8 protein-coding genes are annotated in these 16,533 nt (G+C 72.8%); 2 read left to right on the forward strand and 6 right to left on the reverse strand.

Going from position 1 to position 16,533, the window contains the following annotated elements; genetic code table 11:
• Positions 1-302: 302 nt before the first annotated feature.
• The gene (locus STRVI_RS07375) at positions 303-1,925 is read right to left on the reverse strand and encodes a sensor histidine kinase (protein WP_043238141.1); all 1,623 of its coding nucleotides are present in this window, start codon (positions 1,923-1,925) and stop codon (positions 303-305) included.
• Between the two features lie 163 nt (positions 1,926-2,088).
• Between STRVI_RS07375 and STRVI_RS07380 the strand changes: the two genes are divergently transcribed.
• Positions 2,089-3,528, forward strand: coding sequence for a C4-dicarboxylate transporter DctA (locus tag STRVI_RS07380; protein ID WP_014055001.1), 1,440 nt, complete (start codon positions 2,089-2,091; stop codon positions 3,526-3,528).
• Positions 3,529-3,852: 324 nt separating this feature from the next.
• Here STRVI_RS07380 and STRVI_RS07385 read toward each other — a convergent pair whose 3' ends face one another.
• Positions 3,853-4,047: a hypothetical protein gene (locus STRVI_RS07385; protein WP_014055002.1), complete on the reverse strand. Its 195-nt coding sequence runs from the start codon at positions 4,045-4,047 to the stop codon at positions 3,853-3,855.
• A gap of 273 nt (positions 4,048-4,320) precedes the next feature.
• On the opposite strand from STRVI_RS07385, the gene STRVI_RS55500 reads away from it, so the two are divergent.
• Positions 4,321-7,569: an AfsR/SARP family transcriptional regulator gene (locus STRVI_RS55500; protein WP_106685632.1), complete on the forward strand. Its 3,249-nt coding sequence runs from the start codon at positions 4,321-4,323 to the stop codon at positions 7,567-7,569.
• A 61-nt stretch (positions 7,570-7,630) separates the two neighbouring features.
• Here STRVI_RS55500 and glgB read toward each other — a convergent pair whose 3' ends face one another.
• The 4 genes from glgB to STRVI_RS07410 all read right to left on the reverse strand — a co-directional run bounded on the left by glgB (position 7,631) and on the right by STRVI_RS07410 (position 16,446).
• The gene (glgB, locus tag STRVI_RS07395) at positions 7,631-10,675 is read right to left on the reverse strand and encodes a 1,4-alpha-glucan branching enzyme (protein WP_014055005.1); all 3,045 of its coding nucleotides are present in this window, start codon (positions 10,673-10,675) and stop codon (positions 7,631-7,633) included.
• 159 nt (positions 10,676-10,834) lie between these two features.
• Complete coding sequence (locus STRVI_RS07400; RefSeq protein ID WP_014055006.1) at positions 10,835-12,397, reverse strand: maltokinase N-terminal cap-like domain-containing protein; 1,563 nt, start codon at positions 12,395-12,397, stop codon at positions 10,835-10,837.
• A gap of 321 nt (positions 12,398-12,718) precedes the next feature.
• Positions 12,719-14,455, reverse strand: coding sequence for a maltose alpha-D-glucosyltransferase (treS, locus tag STRVI_RS07405; RefSeq protein WP_014055007.1), 1,737 nt, complete (start codon positions 14,453-14,455; stop codon positions 12,719-12,721).
• Positions 14,452-16,446 carry an alpha-1,4-glucan--maltose-1-phosphate maltosyltransferase gene (locus tag STRVI_RS07410; RefSeq protein WP_014055008.1) on the reverse strand — a complete coding sequence of 665 codons (1,995 nt, stop codon included), beginning with the start codon at positions 16,444-16,446 and terminating at the stop codon, positions 14,452-14,454. Before STRVI_RS07410 ends, treS begins: the two co-directional genes overlap by 4 nt.
• Positions 16,447-16,533 lie beyond the last annotated feature (87 nt).

A 16,533-nucleotide genomic window follows, 5' to 3' on the forward strand; every position in this document is an offset into this window, starting at 1 on the left:
CGCGCCCCCTGCCCCGGTGGCGTGCTGATGCTGTGCGGGGGCATCTCGGCCGGGTGTGGCGCGGCGTGCTGCCATGCCGGGGTTGGGTGGGTGGCCGTTCGGCAGGGCCCGCCCCGGGCGAGCCGCGGCCCGCCCCGGTGGCGCGCCCATGCTGGGCGGGCGTTCGGTGGGCGGCGGCGCGCCGTGCTGACGTGCGGTGGTTGGGCGGGTGGGCCGGCCGGCCGGGCTCGTCCCGTGCGCCGTGCGGGGGCGCCTCGGCCCCGGGTGCAGGCCGGTCGGCCGGTGGGTTGCGTGGGGCCGGGTCACGACGTGGCGGCCGGAGTCGCCAACGGCAGGCGGATCGTGAATTCGGCGCCGCCGTCCGGGGCGGCCGATACCTCCACTGTGCCCGCGTTGCGGCGAGCGGCCTGGCGGACCAGGGCCAGGCCCAGGCCGCGGCCCGGGGACTTCGTGCTCCAGCCGCGGCGGAAGACCTCCTCGGCCGCCGCCGGGTCCAGCCCCGCGCCGGTGTCCGCCACGCGCAGCGTCAGCTCGCCGCCGTCCGCGCGGGCGGTGACCGTGACGCGGGCGCTGCGGGGGGCACCGCCGTGGCCGACGCCCTCGGCGGCCGCGTCCGTGGCGTTGTCGATGAGGTTGCCGAGGATGGTCACCAGGTCGCGGGCGGGCAGGCCGGGTGGGAGGACGCCGTCGTCGATCCGGCTGTCGGGGGCGAGGACGAGTTCGACGCCGCGTTCGTTGGCCTGCGCCGCCTTGCCCAGCAGCAGCGCGGCCAGCACCGGTTCGGCGACCGCGCCCACCACCTGGTCGGTCAGCGCCTGGGCCAGCTCCAGCTCGGCGGTGGCGAAGTCGACCGCCTCGTCCTCCCGGCCCAGCTCGATCAACGAGACGACGGCATGCAGCCGATTCGCGGCCTCATGGGCCTGGGAGCGCAGCGCCTCCGCGAAGCCGCGTACCGAGTCCAGCTCGCCGGAGAGCGCCTGGAGCTCGGTGTGGTCGCGCAGGGTGACGACCGTGCCGCGCTGTTCGCCGCTGCTCACCGGGGAGGTGTTGACGACCACGACCCGTTCCGCGGTCAGATGCAGTTCGTCCACGCGCGTCTCGGTGGCCAGCAGGGCGCCGGTCAGCGCGGGCGGCAGGCCCAGGTCGGAGACGTAGCGGCCGACGGAGTCCTCGGGCAGGCCGAGCAGCTCCCGCCCGCCGTCGTTGATCAGCGCGATCCGCCGCCCGCCGTCGAGCATCAGCAGCCCCTCGCGCACGCCGTGCAGCGCGGCCTGGTGGTAGTCGTGCATCCGGCTCAGCTCGTCCGCGTTCATGCCGTGCGTATGGCGGCGCAGCCGGGCGTTGATGACATACGCGCACAGGCCGCCGAGCGCGAGCGCGGCGGCGGCCACACCGAGCAGCGCGAGCAACTGGCGGCGCACCTGGGCGCTGATGGTGTCCACGGTGATACCCGCGCTGACCAGCGCGGTGATCCGGCCGCCGGCGCGGTCGTCGCGCACCGGGGCGACCACGCGCACGGAGGAGCCGAGCGTGCCCGTATAGGTCTCGGCGAAGATCCGGCCACGCAGCGCGGGCTTGATGTGGCCGAGGTAGGTGGCGCCGATCTGGCTCGGATCGGGGTGCGCCCAGCGCACACCGTGGGTATCCATGATCGTGACGAAGGTGACGTCGGTGTCCCGGCGCACCTTCTCCGCATACGGCTGGAGCCGGGCGGTGGGGTCCTTGGACCGTGCGGCCTCGGCGACCGACGGGGAGTCGGCGACGGCCACCGCGGCGGCCGTCGCGCGCTGCCGCGCGGCCACCACCGCCTGCTCGCGGTCGGTGACGTAGGCGAAGACGGCGCATCCGGCCACCAGGGCGGCGACCAGCACGACCTGCATCGCGAAGAGCTGGCCGGCCAGGCTCCGTGGGTGGGGGATGCGCATGGCCATCAGTCTGCACACGGATCTTTGTATGAACGAAATGAACGGAAGGGTGACCCCCATCACAGCGTGGGGCATAGTCGCCGGGACCGTTCAAGGCGGTGTGCGAGCCGCACACAGTACAGCGCCGGGACAGTTGGACGGCAGAGTAGAAGGAGGCAGCACCGTGGCTGCGGACACCACGCCGCCCGCATCCGGACGTACGGAGCCGGACGGGACGAAGCCGAAGAAAGAAAGGATTCACTACCTCTACCTCGCCGTCATCGGCGCGGTGGCGCTCGGCATCCTCGTGGGCTTCGCGGCCCCCGATACGGCGGTGGAGCTCAAGCCCATCGGCGAAGGCTTCGTCAACCTGATCAAGATGCTGATCTCGCCGATCATCTTCTGCACGATCGTGCTCGGGGTCGGATCGGTGCGCAAGGCCGCCAAGGTCGGCGCGGTCGGTGGTCTCGCGCTCGGCTACTTCATGCTGATGTCGACCGTGGCCCTCGCCATCGGCCTGGTCGTCGGCAACTTCCTGGAGCCGGGCAGCGGCCTGCACATGAGCCATGACGCGGCCCAGGCCGGGCAGAGCCAGGCCGAGGGCGCCTCCGAGTCGACGGCGGACTTCCTGCTCGGGATCATCCCGAAGACGCTGGTCTCCGCCTTCACCGAGGGCGAGGTGCTGCAGACCCTGTTCGTGGCCCTCCTCGCGGGCTTCGCCCTGCAGGCGCTGGGCAAGGCGGGCGAGCCGGTGCTGCGCGGCATAGGCCACATACAGCAGCTCGTCTTCAAGCTGCTGTCGATGGTCATGTGGGCCGCTCCGGTGGGCGCCTTCGGCGCGATGGCCGCCGTGGTCGGCGAGACCGGTCTGGACGCGCTCAAGGCGCTCGCGGTCATCATGATCGGCTTCTATGTGACCTGCGCACTGTTCGTGTTCCTCGTCCTCGGGACGATCCTGCGGCTGGTCGCGGGCGTGAACATCTTCCTGCTGCTGAAGTACCTGGCGCGGGAGTTCCTGCTGATCCTGTCGACGTCGTCCTCCGAGTCGGCGCTGCCGCTGCTCATCGCGAAGATGGAGCACGCGGGCGTCAGCAAGCCGGTGGCCGGTATCACGGTCCCCACCGGCTACTCCTTCAACCTGGACGGCACCGCCATCTACCTGACGATGGCCTCGCTGTTCATCGCCCAGGCCATGGGCGACCCGCTCTCCATAGGCCAGCAGATATCCCTCCTCGTCTTCATGATCGTCGCGTCGAAGGGCGCCGCCGGTGTGACCGGCGCGGGCATGGCGACGCTGGCGGGCGGTCTGCAGTCGCACCGGCCCGAACTGGTCGACGGCGTCGGCCTCATCGTCGGCATCGACCGCTTCATGAGCGAGGCCCGCGCCCTCACCAACTTCGCGGGCAACGCGGTGGCGACCGTCCTGGTCGGCACCTGGACCAAGGAGATCGACAAGGAGCGGATGAACGAAGTCCTGGGCGGACGGCTGCCGTTCGACGCCGAGGGCTTCGCGCGCCACGGCGGCGGCCACGGCCCGGCCGCCGACGACTCCGACGGGGCCGAGGGCAAGTCCCTCCCCGAGCGGCGTGACGGTGACACGGCGAAGGAGCACGTGCCCGCCTGACACCTTGCGCGCGCCGCGGCCCTGCCCTCCTGAATCGGGGCAGGGCCGCGGGCGTTTCACGGGCACATGACGCAGGGCGTCACAGACGCGGCGGGGCTTCTCGCGCGCGACGCGTGGCGTCCGGTGCGCGTCGCGCACGGCGCACGACGCACGGCGCACGACGCACGGCGCACGGCGCACGGCGCACGGCGCACGGCGCACGGCGCAAACGTCTCGCACACGGCGAATGGCGCCCCGCGTCTTCCCCCCGTTGGAAGACGCGAGACGCCGCCATTGGCTACGCCGCCACTGCCCTTTGGCGGCCCTTTCGGCGCCGAAGGCGCCTCAGCGCTCGCCGTCCGGCGCGCGGCGTAGCTGTTCCGGGAGGGCCGTCCATTCGGGGCCCTCGTGCAGGGGTTTGACCCAGGCGATGTTGCCGCCGGTGTCGACGTAGGCGACGCGGCCCATGGCCTCGCGTTCGAGGTCGTAGACGAGCTCGCCGATCCGAGGTGTGCTTCGTGTTCCTCCAGCCGTGGTCATGAGCCGCCTCCTCGGCACCTCACTGCCATGCCGTCCCCCGTTCATTGGTGGATGAGGGCCCCGGACCGGACACTTCCGGTTCGGTCGCCGCCGCCGCGGTGACCGTGTGGGCTTTGGTGCCCATGGGGCCCTCGATGACCGTAGGGTGCTACGAGCCGCTGATATCCCGCTGATGCCTCGCTGACCCGAACCCGTGGGTAGGCTTCCACATGGTCACAGTGAAATCTCTGGTACCAACGGGGGCAGTGTGTGGATGGGACCGAGTTTCGCCTGTTGGGACCGGTCGGAATATGGCAGGGCGAGCGTCTCCTGGGGCCGACCGCCGCGCAGCAGCGGTCCGTTCTGGCGATGCTGCTGATGGCCACCGGCCGCATGGTGTCCGTCGACAGGCTGGTGTTGGCAGTATGGGGCGAGGACCCGCCAGGGTCCGCGCGAAACGCCGTACAGGTGCAGATTTCCAAGCTGCGGCGGATCTTTTCCGCCTTGCCCGGGACCGAGTTGACGACATCGGCGAAGGGCTATTCCCTGACCGTCGCGCGTGAGCAGGTCGATCTGCACCGGTTCCGCGATCTGGTGCGGGCCGCGCGGGAGGCACCCAAGGACAGCGGGGCCGGCGGGGCTGCCGGGGCCAGCGGATCGGCCACCGGAGCCGCCGGATCGGCCACCGGGGCTGCCGGGTTCGCCGAGGGTGCGGCAGACCGCGCCGGGGAACTGCTACGCGCCGCGCTGCAGTTGTGGCGCGGGCCCGCGCTGGCGGATGTCGCGGGCGGCTGGCTCCCCGACACCCTGGGCGCCGGGCTGGAGGAGGAGCGGCGTACGGCGGTCGAGGAGCTCGCCGCGATCGATCTGCGCTCCGGACGGCACCACGAGGCCGCCACGGAGCTGTCCGCCCTGGTGGCCGAACACCCTTTGCGGGAGCGCTCGGTGGCGCTGCTGATGGAGGCGCTACGGCGCGGCGGCAGGCGGGCCGACGCCCTCGCGCTGTTCCGCTCCACCCGCCGGAGGTACGTGGAGGAGCTGGGCATCGAACCCGGCGACGAGCTGCAGCGCCTCCACCGGGAGGCACTTGAGGACAGCCGGGACAGCCGGGACAGCCGGGACAGCCGGGACAGCCGGGACAGCCGGGACAGCCGGGACAGCCGGGACAGCCGGGACAGCCGGGACAGCCGGGATGGCCGTGACGGCCGGTCCGGGGAGGCGTCGGGGCCGCCCGGACCGTACGGGAGCGCTCCCGCGGCGGCGGCGCCGTCCGACGCGAGGCCCGCCCCGGCCCCCGCCGTGGAAGGCGTCCCGGCCGCCGACGAGGCGCCCGAGCCCGGCACCGGGGCCGGCACCGAGCCCGGCACCGAGCCCGGCACCGAGCCCGGCACCGGGGCCGGCACCGGGGCTGGCGACGAGCCCGCCGCCGCACCCGCCACCGCCGCCGGTTCGCCCACCGCCAGTCCGCCCGTCACCACCCCCGAACCAATCTCCGTAACCACCGCCGTACCGCAGCAACTCCCCTCCGACGTCGCCCACTTCACTGGCCGTGAGCCCGAACTGGACGGGCTGGACGCCCTGCTGCGCGCGGGTTCCGGCGAGGGCGGCGGACGGGCGCCCACGGCCGCGATGATCACCGTGATCGCGGGCAGCGGCGGGCTCGGCAAGACGACCCTCGCGGTGCACTGGGCCCACCGCGTCCGCGACCGGTTCCCCGACGGTCAGCTCTATCTGAACCTGCGCGGTTTCGGCCCCACCGACTCGGCCATGACCGTCGCCGAGGCCGTACGGAGCCTCTTGGACGCCTTCCAGGTGCCGGCCCACCGGATCCCCGCGACCGTCGAGGCGCAGACCGCCCTGTACCGGAGCCTGGTGGCCGACCGCCGGATGCTGATCCTGCTCGACAACGCCCGGGACGCCGAGCAGGTGCGGCCCCTGCTGCCCGGTTCCCCCGGCTGTCTGGTGGTGCTGACCAGCCGTAACGAGCTCACCAGCCTGGTCGTCGCCGAGCAGGCCCAGCCGCTGCCGCTGGATCTGCTCGACCGCGCCGAAGCGCGCGATCTGCTGATCAGCCGGGTGGGCGCCGAGCGGGTGGCCGCCGAACCCGATGCCGTGGCCGAGGTGATCACGGTGTGCGCCGGGCTGCCGCTCGCGCTCGCCATCGTGGCCGCCCGCGCCGCCGCCCACCCCCGCTTCGGCCTGGAGGCGCTGGCCGCGGAGCTGCGCGACGCCCGCGGCAGCCTCGACGCGTTCGAGGGCGGGGACGCCACCACCGATGTCCGGGCCGTCTTCTCCTGGTCGTACCACACCCTGGGCCCCGACGCCGCTCGGCTGTTCCGGCTGCTGGGCGTCCACCCGGGCCCCGACATCGCGGCCCCGGCCGCCGCCAGCCTGGTGGGGGTCCCGGTCCCGCAGGCCCGCCGGCTGCTGATCCAGCTCACCCGGGCGCATCTGATCACCGAGCGCGCCCCCGGCCAGTACGACTTCCACGATCTGCTGCGCGCCTACGCCGTGGAGCTCACCCGGGCGTACGACGGGCAGGACGAGCGCCACACCGCGCTGCACCGGCTGCTCGACCACTATCTGCACACCGCCGTGGCCGCCGGGGCGGCCTTCACCCCGCACCGGGAGCCGATCGCGGTCGAGCCGGTCCGGCCCGGGGTCAGCGTCGGGGAGTTCACGGGGCACGCACAGGCGCTGCTCTGGTTCGGCCTCACCTATCCGGCGCTGATCGCGGCGCTGCAGCAGGCCGCCGAGACCGGATTCGAGACCCACGCCTGGCAACTGGCCTGGTCGCTGATGGAGTTCCTGGACCAGCGCGGCCACTGGCACGATCAGCGCATCGTCCACCGGACCGCCCTGGGCTCGGCCCACCGCATCCGCGATCTCACCGGACAGGCCCACGCCTGCTACGGCCTGGGCCTCGCCGATCTGCGGATGGGCCGCTACGACCGGGCCCGCGGCCATCTGGTGCGCGCCCTGAACCTGCACCGCGAGACCGGCAACGCCGTCGGCCAGGCCCTGGCCCATGGCGCGCTCAACTTCGCCTGCGAGCGGGAGGGCCGCCACGACGAGGGGCTGCACCACGCGCTGCGCGCCCTGAAGCTGCACCGGGCGGCGGGCCGGCGCAGCGGCGAGGCGTACGCCATGAACAACGTCGGCTGGGCCTACGCCATGCTGGGCGACTTCCAGCAGACCCTAGTCCACTGCGAGAAGGCGCTGAACATGATGCGGGAGGCGGGGGACCGGCGCGGGGAGTCCGCGGCCTGGGACAGCCTCGGCTACGCGTATCAGCACATCGGCGACCACCAGCAGGCCATCACCTGCTACCGGCACGCCGTGGAGCTGCGGCACGGCCGGGGCGAGCGGGTCCGGGAGGCCGAGTCCCTGCACCGGCTCGGCAGCGCCCAGCTCGCCGCCGGGGACCGGGCCGGGGCCCGCCACAGTTGGCAGCGGGCCCTGACCCGCTTCGACGCCCTCGGCCACCCCGACGCCCAGCGGCTCCGGGACGGGCTCACCCGGCTGGGCGGGCCAGACGGCTGACGGGACATGGGGATCGGGCGGGACATGGGGATCGGGCGGGGCGGCTCGGGCGGCCTGCGGCTCAGGCGGGCCGCAGCCAGATCGTGGCCAGCGGCGGCAGCACCGGCAGGATGGAGGCCGGACGCCCGTGCCACCCCGTGGGCTCGGCCTTCAGCGGCTCGGCGTTGGCCACACCGCTGCCGCCGTACCGCCCGTCATCGGTGTTCAGCACCTCGCGCCACACGGGCACCGCCTCCGGTGTCCCGATGCGGTACTCCTGGCGGACCACCGGGGAGAAGTTGCTGATGGCCAGCAGCGGGGAGCCGTCGCCGTCGAAGCGGAGGAAGGCGAAGACATTGTCCTCGCGGGCGTCGCCCTCGATCCAGGAGAAGCCCTCGGGGTCGGTGTCCCGCTGCCACAGCGCGGGCGTGGCCGCGTACACGTGGTTCAGGTCGCGGACCAGATCGCGGACGCCCCGGTGGTCGGGCTCCGCGGAGTACGACGGATCCAGCAGCCACCAGTCGGGCCCATGCGCCTCCGACCACTCGGCGCCCTGGGCGAACTCCTGCCCCATGAACAGCAGTTGCTTGCCCGGATGGGCCCACATGAAGCCGAGGTACGCGCGGTGGTCGGCGCGCTGCTGCCACCAGTCGCCGGGCATCTTGGACACCAGGGCCCGTTTGCCGTGCACCACCTCGTCGTGCGAGATCGGCAGCACATAGTTCTCGCTGTACGCGTACACCATCGAGAACGTCATCTCATGGTGGTGGTAGGCGCGGTGCACCGGCTCATGCGCGAGATACGCCAGCGAGTCGTGCATCCACCCCATGTTCCACTTCAGCCCGAAGCCGAGCCCGCCGAAGCCGCTGGGGCCCACATGGTGGGTGGCGCGGGTGACCCCGTCCCACGCGGTCGACTCCTCGGCGATGGTGATCACACCCGGGCAGCGGCGGTAGACGGTCGCGTTCATCTCCTGCAGGAAGGCGACCGCGTCCAGGTTCTCCCGGCCGCCCTGCGCGTTGGGCGTCCACTGGCCGGGCTCGCGGGAGTAGTCGAGGTAGAGCATGGAGGCGACGGCGTCCACCCGCAGACCGTCGATATGGAACTCCTCGCACCAGTAGACGGCGTTCGCCACCAGGAAGTTGCGGACCTCCGTGCGCCCGTAGTCGAACTCCAGCGTGCCCCAGTCGGGATGCGCCGCCCGCAGCGGATCGGCGGGCTCGTACAGCGGACGGCCGTCGAACTCTGCCAGCGCCCAGGCGTCTTTCGGGAAATGCGCGGGCACCCAGTCCACCAGCACCCCGATGCCCGCCTGGTGCAGCGCGTCCACCAGGTGCTTGAAGTCGTCGGGGGTGCCCAGCCGGGCCGTGGGCGCGTAGAAACCGGTGACCTGATAGCCCCAGGAGCCGCCGAAGGGGTGCTCGGCCACCGGCATCAGCTCGACATGGGTGAAGCCGAGGTCCTTGACGTACGCCGGGAGCTGCTGCGCGAGCTGCCGGTACGTCAGCCCCGGCCGCCAGGACGGCAGATGCACCTCGTAGACGGAGAACGGCAGCTCATGAACGCGCCCGCCCTCCCGGCGCGCCAGCCACGCCTCGTCCCCCCAGCGGTGGTGCGAGGCATGGACGACGGAGGCGGTGGCGGGCGGGCACTCGGTGCGCCGCGCCATCGGGTCGGCGCGCAGGGAGCGGCCGCCGTCGGGCCGGGCGATCTCGAACTTGTACAGCGCGCCCTCGCCCACACCGGGCAGGAACAGCTCCCACACGCCGCTGCCGCCGAGCGAGCGCATCGGCAGCGCGGTGCCGTCCCAGTAGGTGAAGTCGCCGGTCAGCCGCACCCCGAGGGCATTGGGCGCCCATACGGTGAAGCGGGTGCCGGACACGCCCTGGTGGGTCATCGGATGCGCACCGAGCGCCCGCCACAGCTCCTCGTGGCGGCCCTCACCGATGAGGTGCAGATCGAGTTCGCCGAGGGTGGGCAGGAAGCGGTACGGGTCGTGCAGCTCCAGCTCGGCGTCCTCGTACGTCACCAGCAGCCGGTAGTCCGGGATCTCCCGCAGCGGCAGCACCCCGGAGAACAGCCCGTCCCCCTCGGCCCGCAGCCGGGCGCGCAGCCCGGCGGCGGCGACGGTCACCGAGCGAGCGTACGGGCGCAGGCAGCGGAAGAGCACACCGCCGCGCACGGGGTGGGCGCCGAGCAGGTCATGCGGTGCGTGATGTGCCCCGGACAGCAGCCGCCGCCGCTCCTCGTCCCCGAGCGCGGGCGCGGGCCGCACACCGTGCTCATTGTACGCCACGTCGGCCTGCCCGCCGCCCCCGGCCACGGGCCGCCCGGCGACACGCGACGGCTCGGCCGCGCCGTCGGTCTCGTCGCGCCGCGCCTGGTCCGCCCGCGGCGCGCGGGGCACGGGCTCGGCGCCGTAGGACACGCGCGCCTCGCGTCCGGGGTGGCTGCTGTCGGTGAGTGGCGCCTCCGGGGCGGCCGAGCCGAGGGATTCCCGGTCGGGCGCGGGGTTGATGCCCGCCGACTCGGCGGACACGGGGTCCTCGCGGGAGGCCGGGGCCCGGTCCGGGGCCTCCTCGGGGCCGGGGCGCCGGTCGGGGCGTGGCTGCCCGGCGGCCGAGGTCGCCTCCCGGGGCCCGGCCGCCGAGGTCGCGTCCCCGGGGCCCGGCCGGTGTGGCCGTTTCCCGGGGCCCGGCTGCCGGGGCGGTCTCCCGTGCGGGGCGGGGTGCGTCTCGGAGGCGTCGGGGCGGGGGGAGGTGGTTGGTGCCGGGCGGCTCGGGCTCCGGTCCGGCTCCGGCTTGTGGGGTGCCGGGGTCTCGGGGGCCGGGTGCGTGGTGGCCTTCCGTGCGGGGGCGGGGTGCGTCTCGGAGGCATCCGGGCCGGGGGAGGTGGTTGGCGCCGGGCGCTCCGCGCTCCCGCGCGGCTCCGGTTCGTGGCGTGCCGGGGTCTCGGGGGCCGGGTGCGCGGCGTGTTGCTCGGGCTGCGGACGGGGGCCGGTGTGGCCGGGGAGGAACGTCGAGGGGACTCCCGGGACCGCCGGACCGGTTGTGGCGCCGGTGGCTGCGGGTGGGTGGCCCGGTCCCTCGTCGGACGGGTGCTGGCCGGACGGCGGTCGTGCGGTCACGGGGTGGTCCTCCCGGAGGTGTCGGGCGTCGGACGGTCGGAAGCGGGGGAACGGACGGGGACCGTGAGGCGGCGGTCCGTGGGAGCCGGAGCCCGGGGCCGGGCCAGGGCCGATGCCCGGGGCCGGGGCCGGGGGCGGTGTCGCTCGTGGCCCCATGGGTCAGGCGCGGGCGGTGGCGAGACGGCGGATCGCGGTCATCGGGACGGACAGCCAGTCGGGGCGGTGCCGCGCCTCGTAGAGCACTTCGTAGACGGCCTTGTCGGTCTCATGGGCGCGCAGCAGCTCCGGCTCGTCGCGCGGATCGGTGCCGGATGCCTCCGCATAGCCCGCGCAGTATGCGGCGCGGGCGCGTCCGGCCCACGCCTGCGGGCGTTCATGGCGTCCCACGGCCGCCGCGTAGTCGAAGGACCGCAGCATGCCCGCGATATCGCGCACCGGCGGCTGCGGGCGGCGGCGCTCGGCCAGCGGACGGGACGGCTCGCCCTCGAAGTCGATCAGCGACCACCGCCCGCCCCCGCCACCGCCAACGCCTCCGCCTCCGCCTCCTCCACCGCAGTCCTCGGTCAGCAGCGCCTGGCCCAGATGCAGATCGCCGTGGATGCGCTGGGCCGCCCAGGTGCGGCCCGCGCGCCCCAGCGCGGCCAGGTCCTCGTACGCGCCGTGCAGCTCCGCGCGGTACGGCTGGAGGGCGGGCACCGCGGCGGCGGCCGAGTCGAGGCGCTCGCTCATGGCGGCGGCGAGATGCTCGATCTGCGGGCGGCGCAGCACGGAGGTGGGCAGGGCGCGGGCCATCGCCAGATGGACCTCGGCGGTCGCGTGCCCCAGCGCGCGGGCGGCGTCGGTGAAGTCGCCCCCGGCGGCCAGGGCGTCGAGCGCGAGCTGCCAGCCGTCCCGGGAGCCGGTCAGGAAGGGCTGCAGCACCCCCAGGGTGACGGGCTCCGCCGGTGGCCCGGCGCCCTCGGCCGGTGGCTCGGCCTCGAACCAGGCGGCGGGCGCGGGCACCCGGGTGCAGCCGGTGTGGGCGAGGGCGAGGGGGAGTTCGAGGTCGGGGTTGGTGCCGGGGCTGACCCGGCGGAAAAGTTTGAGAATAAACGTATCGCCATAGATCACCGAGGAGTTGGACTGCTCGGCGGTCATCACCCGGGGCGGCAGCGCGGAGGGGATCGCGCTGGACGGCTCCCGTACGAAGCGCAGCGGGCCGAGCCGCCCGGGCATCCGCAGCCGCTCCAGCAGCAGCGTGGTGAGCCGGGGGTCGAACAGCGCCTCGTACACCGTCTGTCCGTCCAGCGGCCCGCCGCTGGGCCGGCCGATGAGCGCGGGGGCGAGCGGCGGCGGAAGGGTGGGGCGCGCCCCGAGCAGGAGCTGGTAGCAGTCGCTGGCCGCCGCCCCGCGCCGGTGGCCGCAGCCGAAGCCGTGCCGGTGGCCGGGTGGCTCCGACTGCTGGGCGCGGATCAGCAGATGGAGCAGCCCGGGCATACCGCCGCCCGCCCGCCACGGCAGCAGCTCGGTCGCGGAGACCAGCGCGAACCCGGTGACGGGACGGCCCTTGCCCGCGAACCAGCGCTGACGGGGCAGCCACTCGGCGAGCAGCGGCGAGAGCGAGGCGAGCAGCCCGGACGGGCCCGCGGCCGCGGCGGTGCGGGTGGCGGACGTCGGGGGCTGGTCCCGCGGCACGGCGGTCGGCGGGTGTTGTGCCCCCCGGGAGAGCGGAGCTTCCGGCATGGCGTCGCGTCCTTTCCCCGGGCACACGACAGATCAGGGCAAAGTGTCCCGGATTGCGGCATTGACTGTGCGACGGTGCGGGACGTGTCGGGCGAGGATCGTCCGTACGGCGAGCTCGGTGTACGCGATCGGGTCCGCCGGTGGCGCATGTGAGTACAGAGTGCCCATGACGGGGGGTCGAAAACGCCCGTACGCGCCCGAGATGGACGCGTACGGACGAGCGAGAGCCGGAGCGAGGGCCGCGCCCAGGCCGAAACCGGGTGGCCCGGCCCGCGGACGTCCGGCCCGGCCCGCGGACGTCCGGCCCGGCCCGGCACCGGCTCAGTCGGTCCAGTGCCCCATCGCTTCGTTGCGCCGCAGCCGGAACCAGTAGAAGCCGTGGCCGGCCATGGTCAGCAGATACGGCAGCTCCCCGATGGCCGGGAAGCGGACCCCGCCGATCAGCTCGACCGGATGGCGGCCGGCGAAGGACTGCAGATCCAGCTCGGTGGGCTGGGCGAAGCGCGAGAAGTTGTTCACGCACAGCACCAGGTCATCCTCGCCGTCCCGGGTGGAGGGGGCCTCGCGCAGGAAGGCGAGGACGGCCGGGTTGGAGGACGGCAGCTCGGTGAAGGAGCCGAGCCCGAAGGCGTGGTTCTGCTTCCGGATCTCGATCATCCGGCGGGTCCAGTGCAGCAGCGAGGACGGGCTGCTCATGGCCGCCTCGACATTGGTGACCTGATAGCCGTAGACCGGGTCCATGATGGTCGGCAGGAACAGCCGCCCCGGATCGCAGGAGGAGAAGCCCGCGTTGCGGTCGGGGGTCCACTGCATGGGGGTGCGCACGGCGTCGCGGTCGCCGAGCCAGATGTTGTCGCCCATGCCGATCTCGTCGCCGTAGTAGAGGATCGGGGAGCCGGGCAGGGACAGCAGCAGCGCGGTGAACAGCTCGATCTGATTGCGGTCGTTGTCCAGCAGGGGGGCCAGTCGTCTGCGGATGCCGATGTTGGCCCGCATCCTGGGGTCCTTGGCGTACTCCGCGTACATGTAGTCGCGCTCTTCGTCGGTGACCATTTCCAGCGTCAGCTCGTCGTGGTTGCGCAGGAAGATGCCCCACTGGCAGCCGGAAGGGATGGCCGGGGTCTTGGCGAGGACCTCCGAGACCGGATAGCGGGACTCGCGCCGCACCGCCATGAAGATGCGCGGCATCACCGGGAAGTGGAAGGCCATATGGCATTCGTCGCCGCCCGCCGCGAAGTCGCCGAAGTAGTCGACGACGTCCTCCGGCCACTGGTTGGCCTCGGCCAGCACCACGGTGTCGGGGTAGTGGGCGTCGATCTCGGCCCGGACGCGCTTGAGCAGCTCATGGGTGCGCGGGAGGTTCTCGCAGTTGGTGCCCTCCTCGGCATACAGATATGGGACGGCGTCGAGCCGGAATCCGTCGATGCCCAGGTCCAGCCAGAAGCGCAGAGCGGCCAGTACTTCCTCCTGGACGGCCGGGTTCTCGAAGTTGAGATCCGGCTGGTGCGAGAAGAAGCGGTGCCAGTAGTACTGCTTGCGTACCGGATCAAAGGTCCAGTTGGACGCCTCGGTGTCGACGAAGATGATCCGCGCGTCCTGGTACTGCTTGTCGTCGTCGGCCCATACGTAGTACTCGCCGTACGGTCCGTCCGGGTCGCTGCGGGACTCCTGGAACCACGGATGCTGGTCGCTCGTGTGGTTCATGACAAAGTCGATGATCACGCGCATCCCGCGCTGATGCGCGGCGTCGACGAACTCCACGAAGTCCGCGAGGTCCCCGAACTCCGGCAGTACGGCGGTGTAGTCCGAGACGTCATAGCCGCCGTCGCGCAGCGGTGAGGCGAAGAACGGCGGCAGCCACAGGCAGTCCACGCCCAGCCACTGCAGATAGTCCAGCTTGGCCGTCAGGCCCTTGAGGTCGCCGACGCCGTCCCCGTTGCTGTCCTGGAAGGAGCGCACCAGGACCTCGTAGAAGACGGCGCGCTTGAACCAGTCGGGATCACGGTCCTTCGCGGGTGTGTCCTCGAATGTGTCCGGTACGGGCTCGTTGACGATCATGTTGTGGGTGACCCTCCGATCGGTGAGGACGGTCGCAGGGACAGCACATGCGCCGGAGCCACCTCACGCCCCGGCTCCAGGCGCACGTAGTTGTCCCTGCCCCAGTGATAGGTCTCGCCGGTGAGCTCGTCGCGCACCGGGACGGACTCATGCCACTCGAGGCCGAGTTCCGGCATGTTCAACGAGACCGTCGCCTCCTGGGTGTGGTGAGGGTCCAGGTTGACGACCGTGATCACACACGAGTCGCCCGCGCGCTTGGAGTAGACGATGACGGAATCGTTGTCGGCGTGGTGGAATCTGAGGTTGCGCAGCCGCCGCAGGGCGGGATGGCGGCGGCGCAGCCGGTTCAGCCGGGTGAGCAGCGGGGTGATCGTTCTGCCCTCGCGCTCGGCCGCCGCCCAGTCGCGCGGCCGTAGCTGGTACTTCTCCGAGTCCAGGTACTCCTCGCTCCCCGCGCGCACCGGGGTGTTCTCGCACAGCTCGTAGCCCGCGTAGACGCCCCAGGTGGGGGAGAGGGTGGCGGCGAGCACGGCCCGCGCCTCGAAGGCGGGGCGGCCGCCCTCCTGGAGGTGGGCGTGGAGGATGTCGGGGGTGTTGACGAAGAAGTTGGGCCGCATCCAGGCGGCCGCGTCCCCGGCCAGCTCGGTGAGGTAGTCGGTCAGCTCCTGTTTGGTGTTCCGCCAGGTGAAGTAGGTGTACGACTGGTGGAAGCCGACCGCGCCGAGGGTGTTCATCATCGCCGGGCGGGTGAACGCCTCGGCGAGGAAGAGGACATCGGGGTGGGTGCGGTGGATGTCGCCGAGCACCTTCTCCCAGAAGACCACCGGTTTGGTGTGCGGATTGTCCACCCGGAAGATCCGCACCCCGTGCTCCATCCAGAAGCGCAGCACCCGCTCGGTCTCCCGGACCAGGCCGTGGAAGTCCCGGTCGAACGCTACGGGATAGATGTCCTGGTACTTCTTGGGCGGGTTCTCGGCGTACGCGACAGTGCCGTCGGCGCGCCGATGGAACCACTCGGGGTGCTCGGTGACCCACGGGTGGTCGGGGGAGCACTGGAGCGCGAAGTCCAGCGCGACCTCCATGCGCAGCTCACGGGCGCGCGCCACGAAGTGGTCGAAGTCCTCCAGGGTGCCGAGGTCCGGGTGGATCGCGTCATGGCCGCCTTCGGCCGAGCCGATGGCCCAGGGGGAGCCCACGTCGAAGGGGCCGGCGGAGAGCGTGTTGCCCGGGCCCTTGCGGTAGGCGGTGCCGATGGGGTGGATCGGCGGCAGATAGACGACGTCGAAGCCCGCGGCGGCGAGGGCGGGCAGCCGTTCGGCGGCGGTGCGCAGGGTGCCGCTGACCGGCCGCCGCCCCTCCGTCACCCTGGCGCCCTCGGAACGCGGGAAGAGCTCGTACCAGGAGCCGAACAGCGCACGCTCCCGGTCCACCTGGAGCGGCATGGGGCGCGAGGAGGTGACCAACTCCCGCAGCGGGTGGCGGTCGAGGGCCTCGGTCACATCGGGCGCGAGCGCGGCGGCGAGCCGGTCGGCCACCGGGCGGCGCTCGTCGCGCAGCCCGTCGACCGCCGCCAGGACCGCCTCCCGGCCGTCGTTCTTGGGCACTCCGGTGGCGGCCCGCTCATGCAGCCGGGCCCCCTCCTCCAGGACCAGATCGGTGTCGATCCCGGCCGGGATCTTGATCCGGGCATGGTGGCGCCAGGTGGCGATCGGATCGCTCCATGCCTCGACCGTGTAAGTCCAGCGGCCGGGCGCGCCGGGTGTGACCTCGGCGCCCCAGCGGTCGGAGCCGGGGGCGAGTTCGCGCATCGGGGTCCAGGGGCCCGAGCGGCCGGACGGATCGCGGAGGACCACATTGGCGTTGACCGCGTCATGGCCCTCCCGGAACACGGTGGCGCTGACCTCGAAGGTCTCGTCCACCACCGCCTTGGCGGGGCGGCGGCCGCAGTCGATCAGCGGGCGGATATCCAGAATGGGAATGCGACCGATCATAGGATCACCTGACGGCGTTGCGGATGGAGACGCTAGGGCGGCTTTTGTCCTTTGTATCGGTTTTGCCGCCGGGCGATGGGTTGCGGG

The organism is Streptomyces violaceusniger Tu 4113, assembly GCF_000147815.2.
Classification (GTDB): Bacteria; Actinomycetota; Actinomycetes; order Streptomycetales; family Streptomycetaceae; genus Streptomyces; species Streptomyces violaceusniger_A.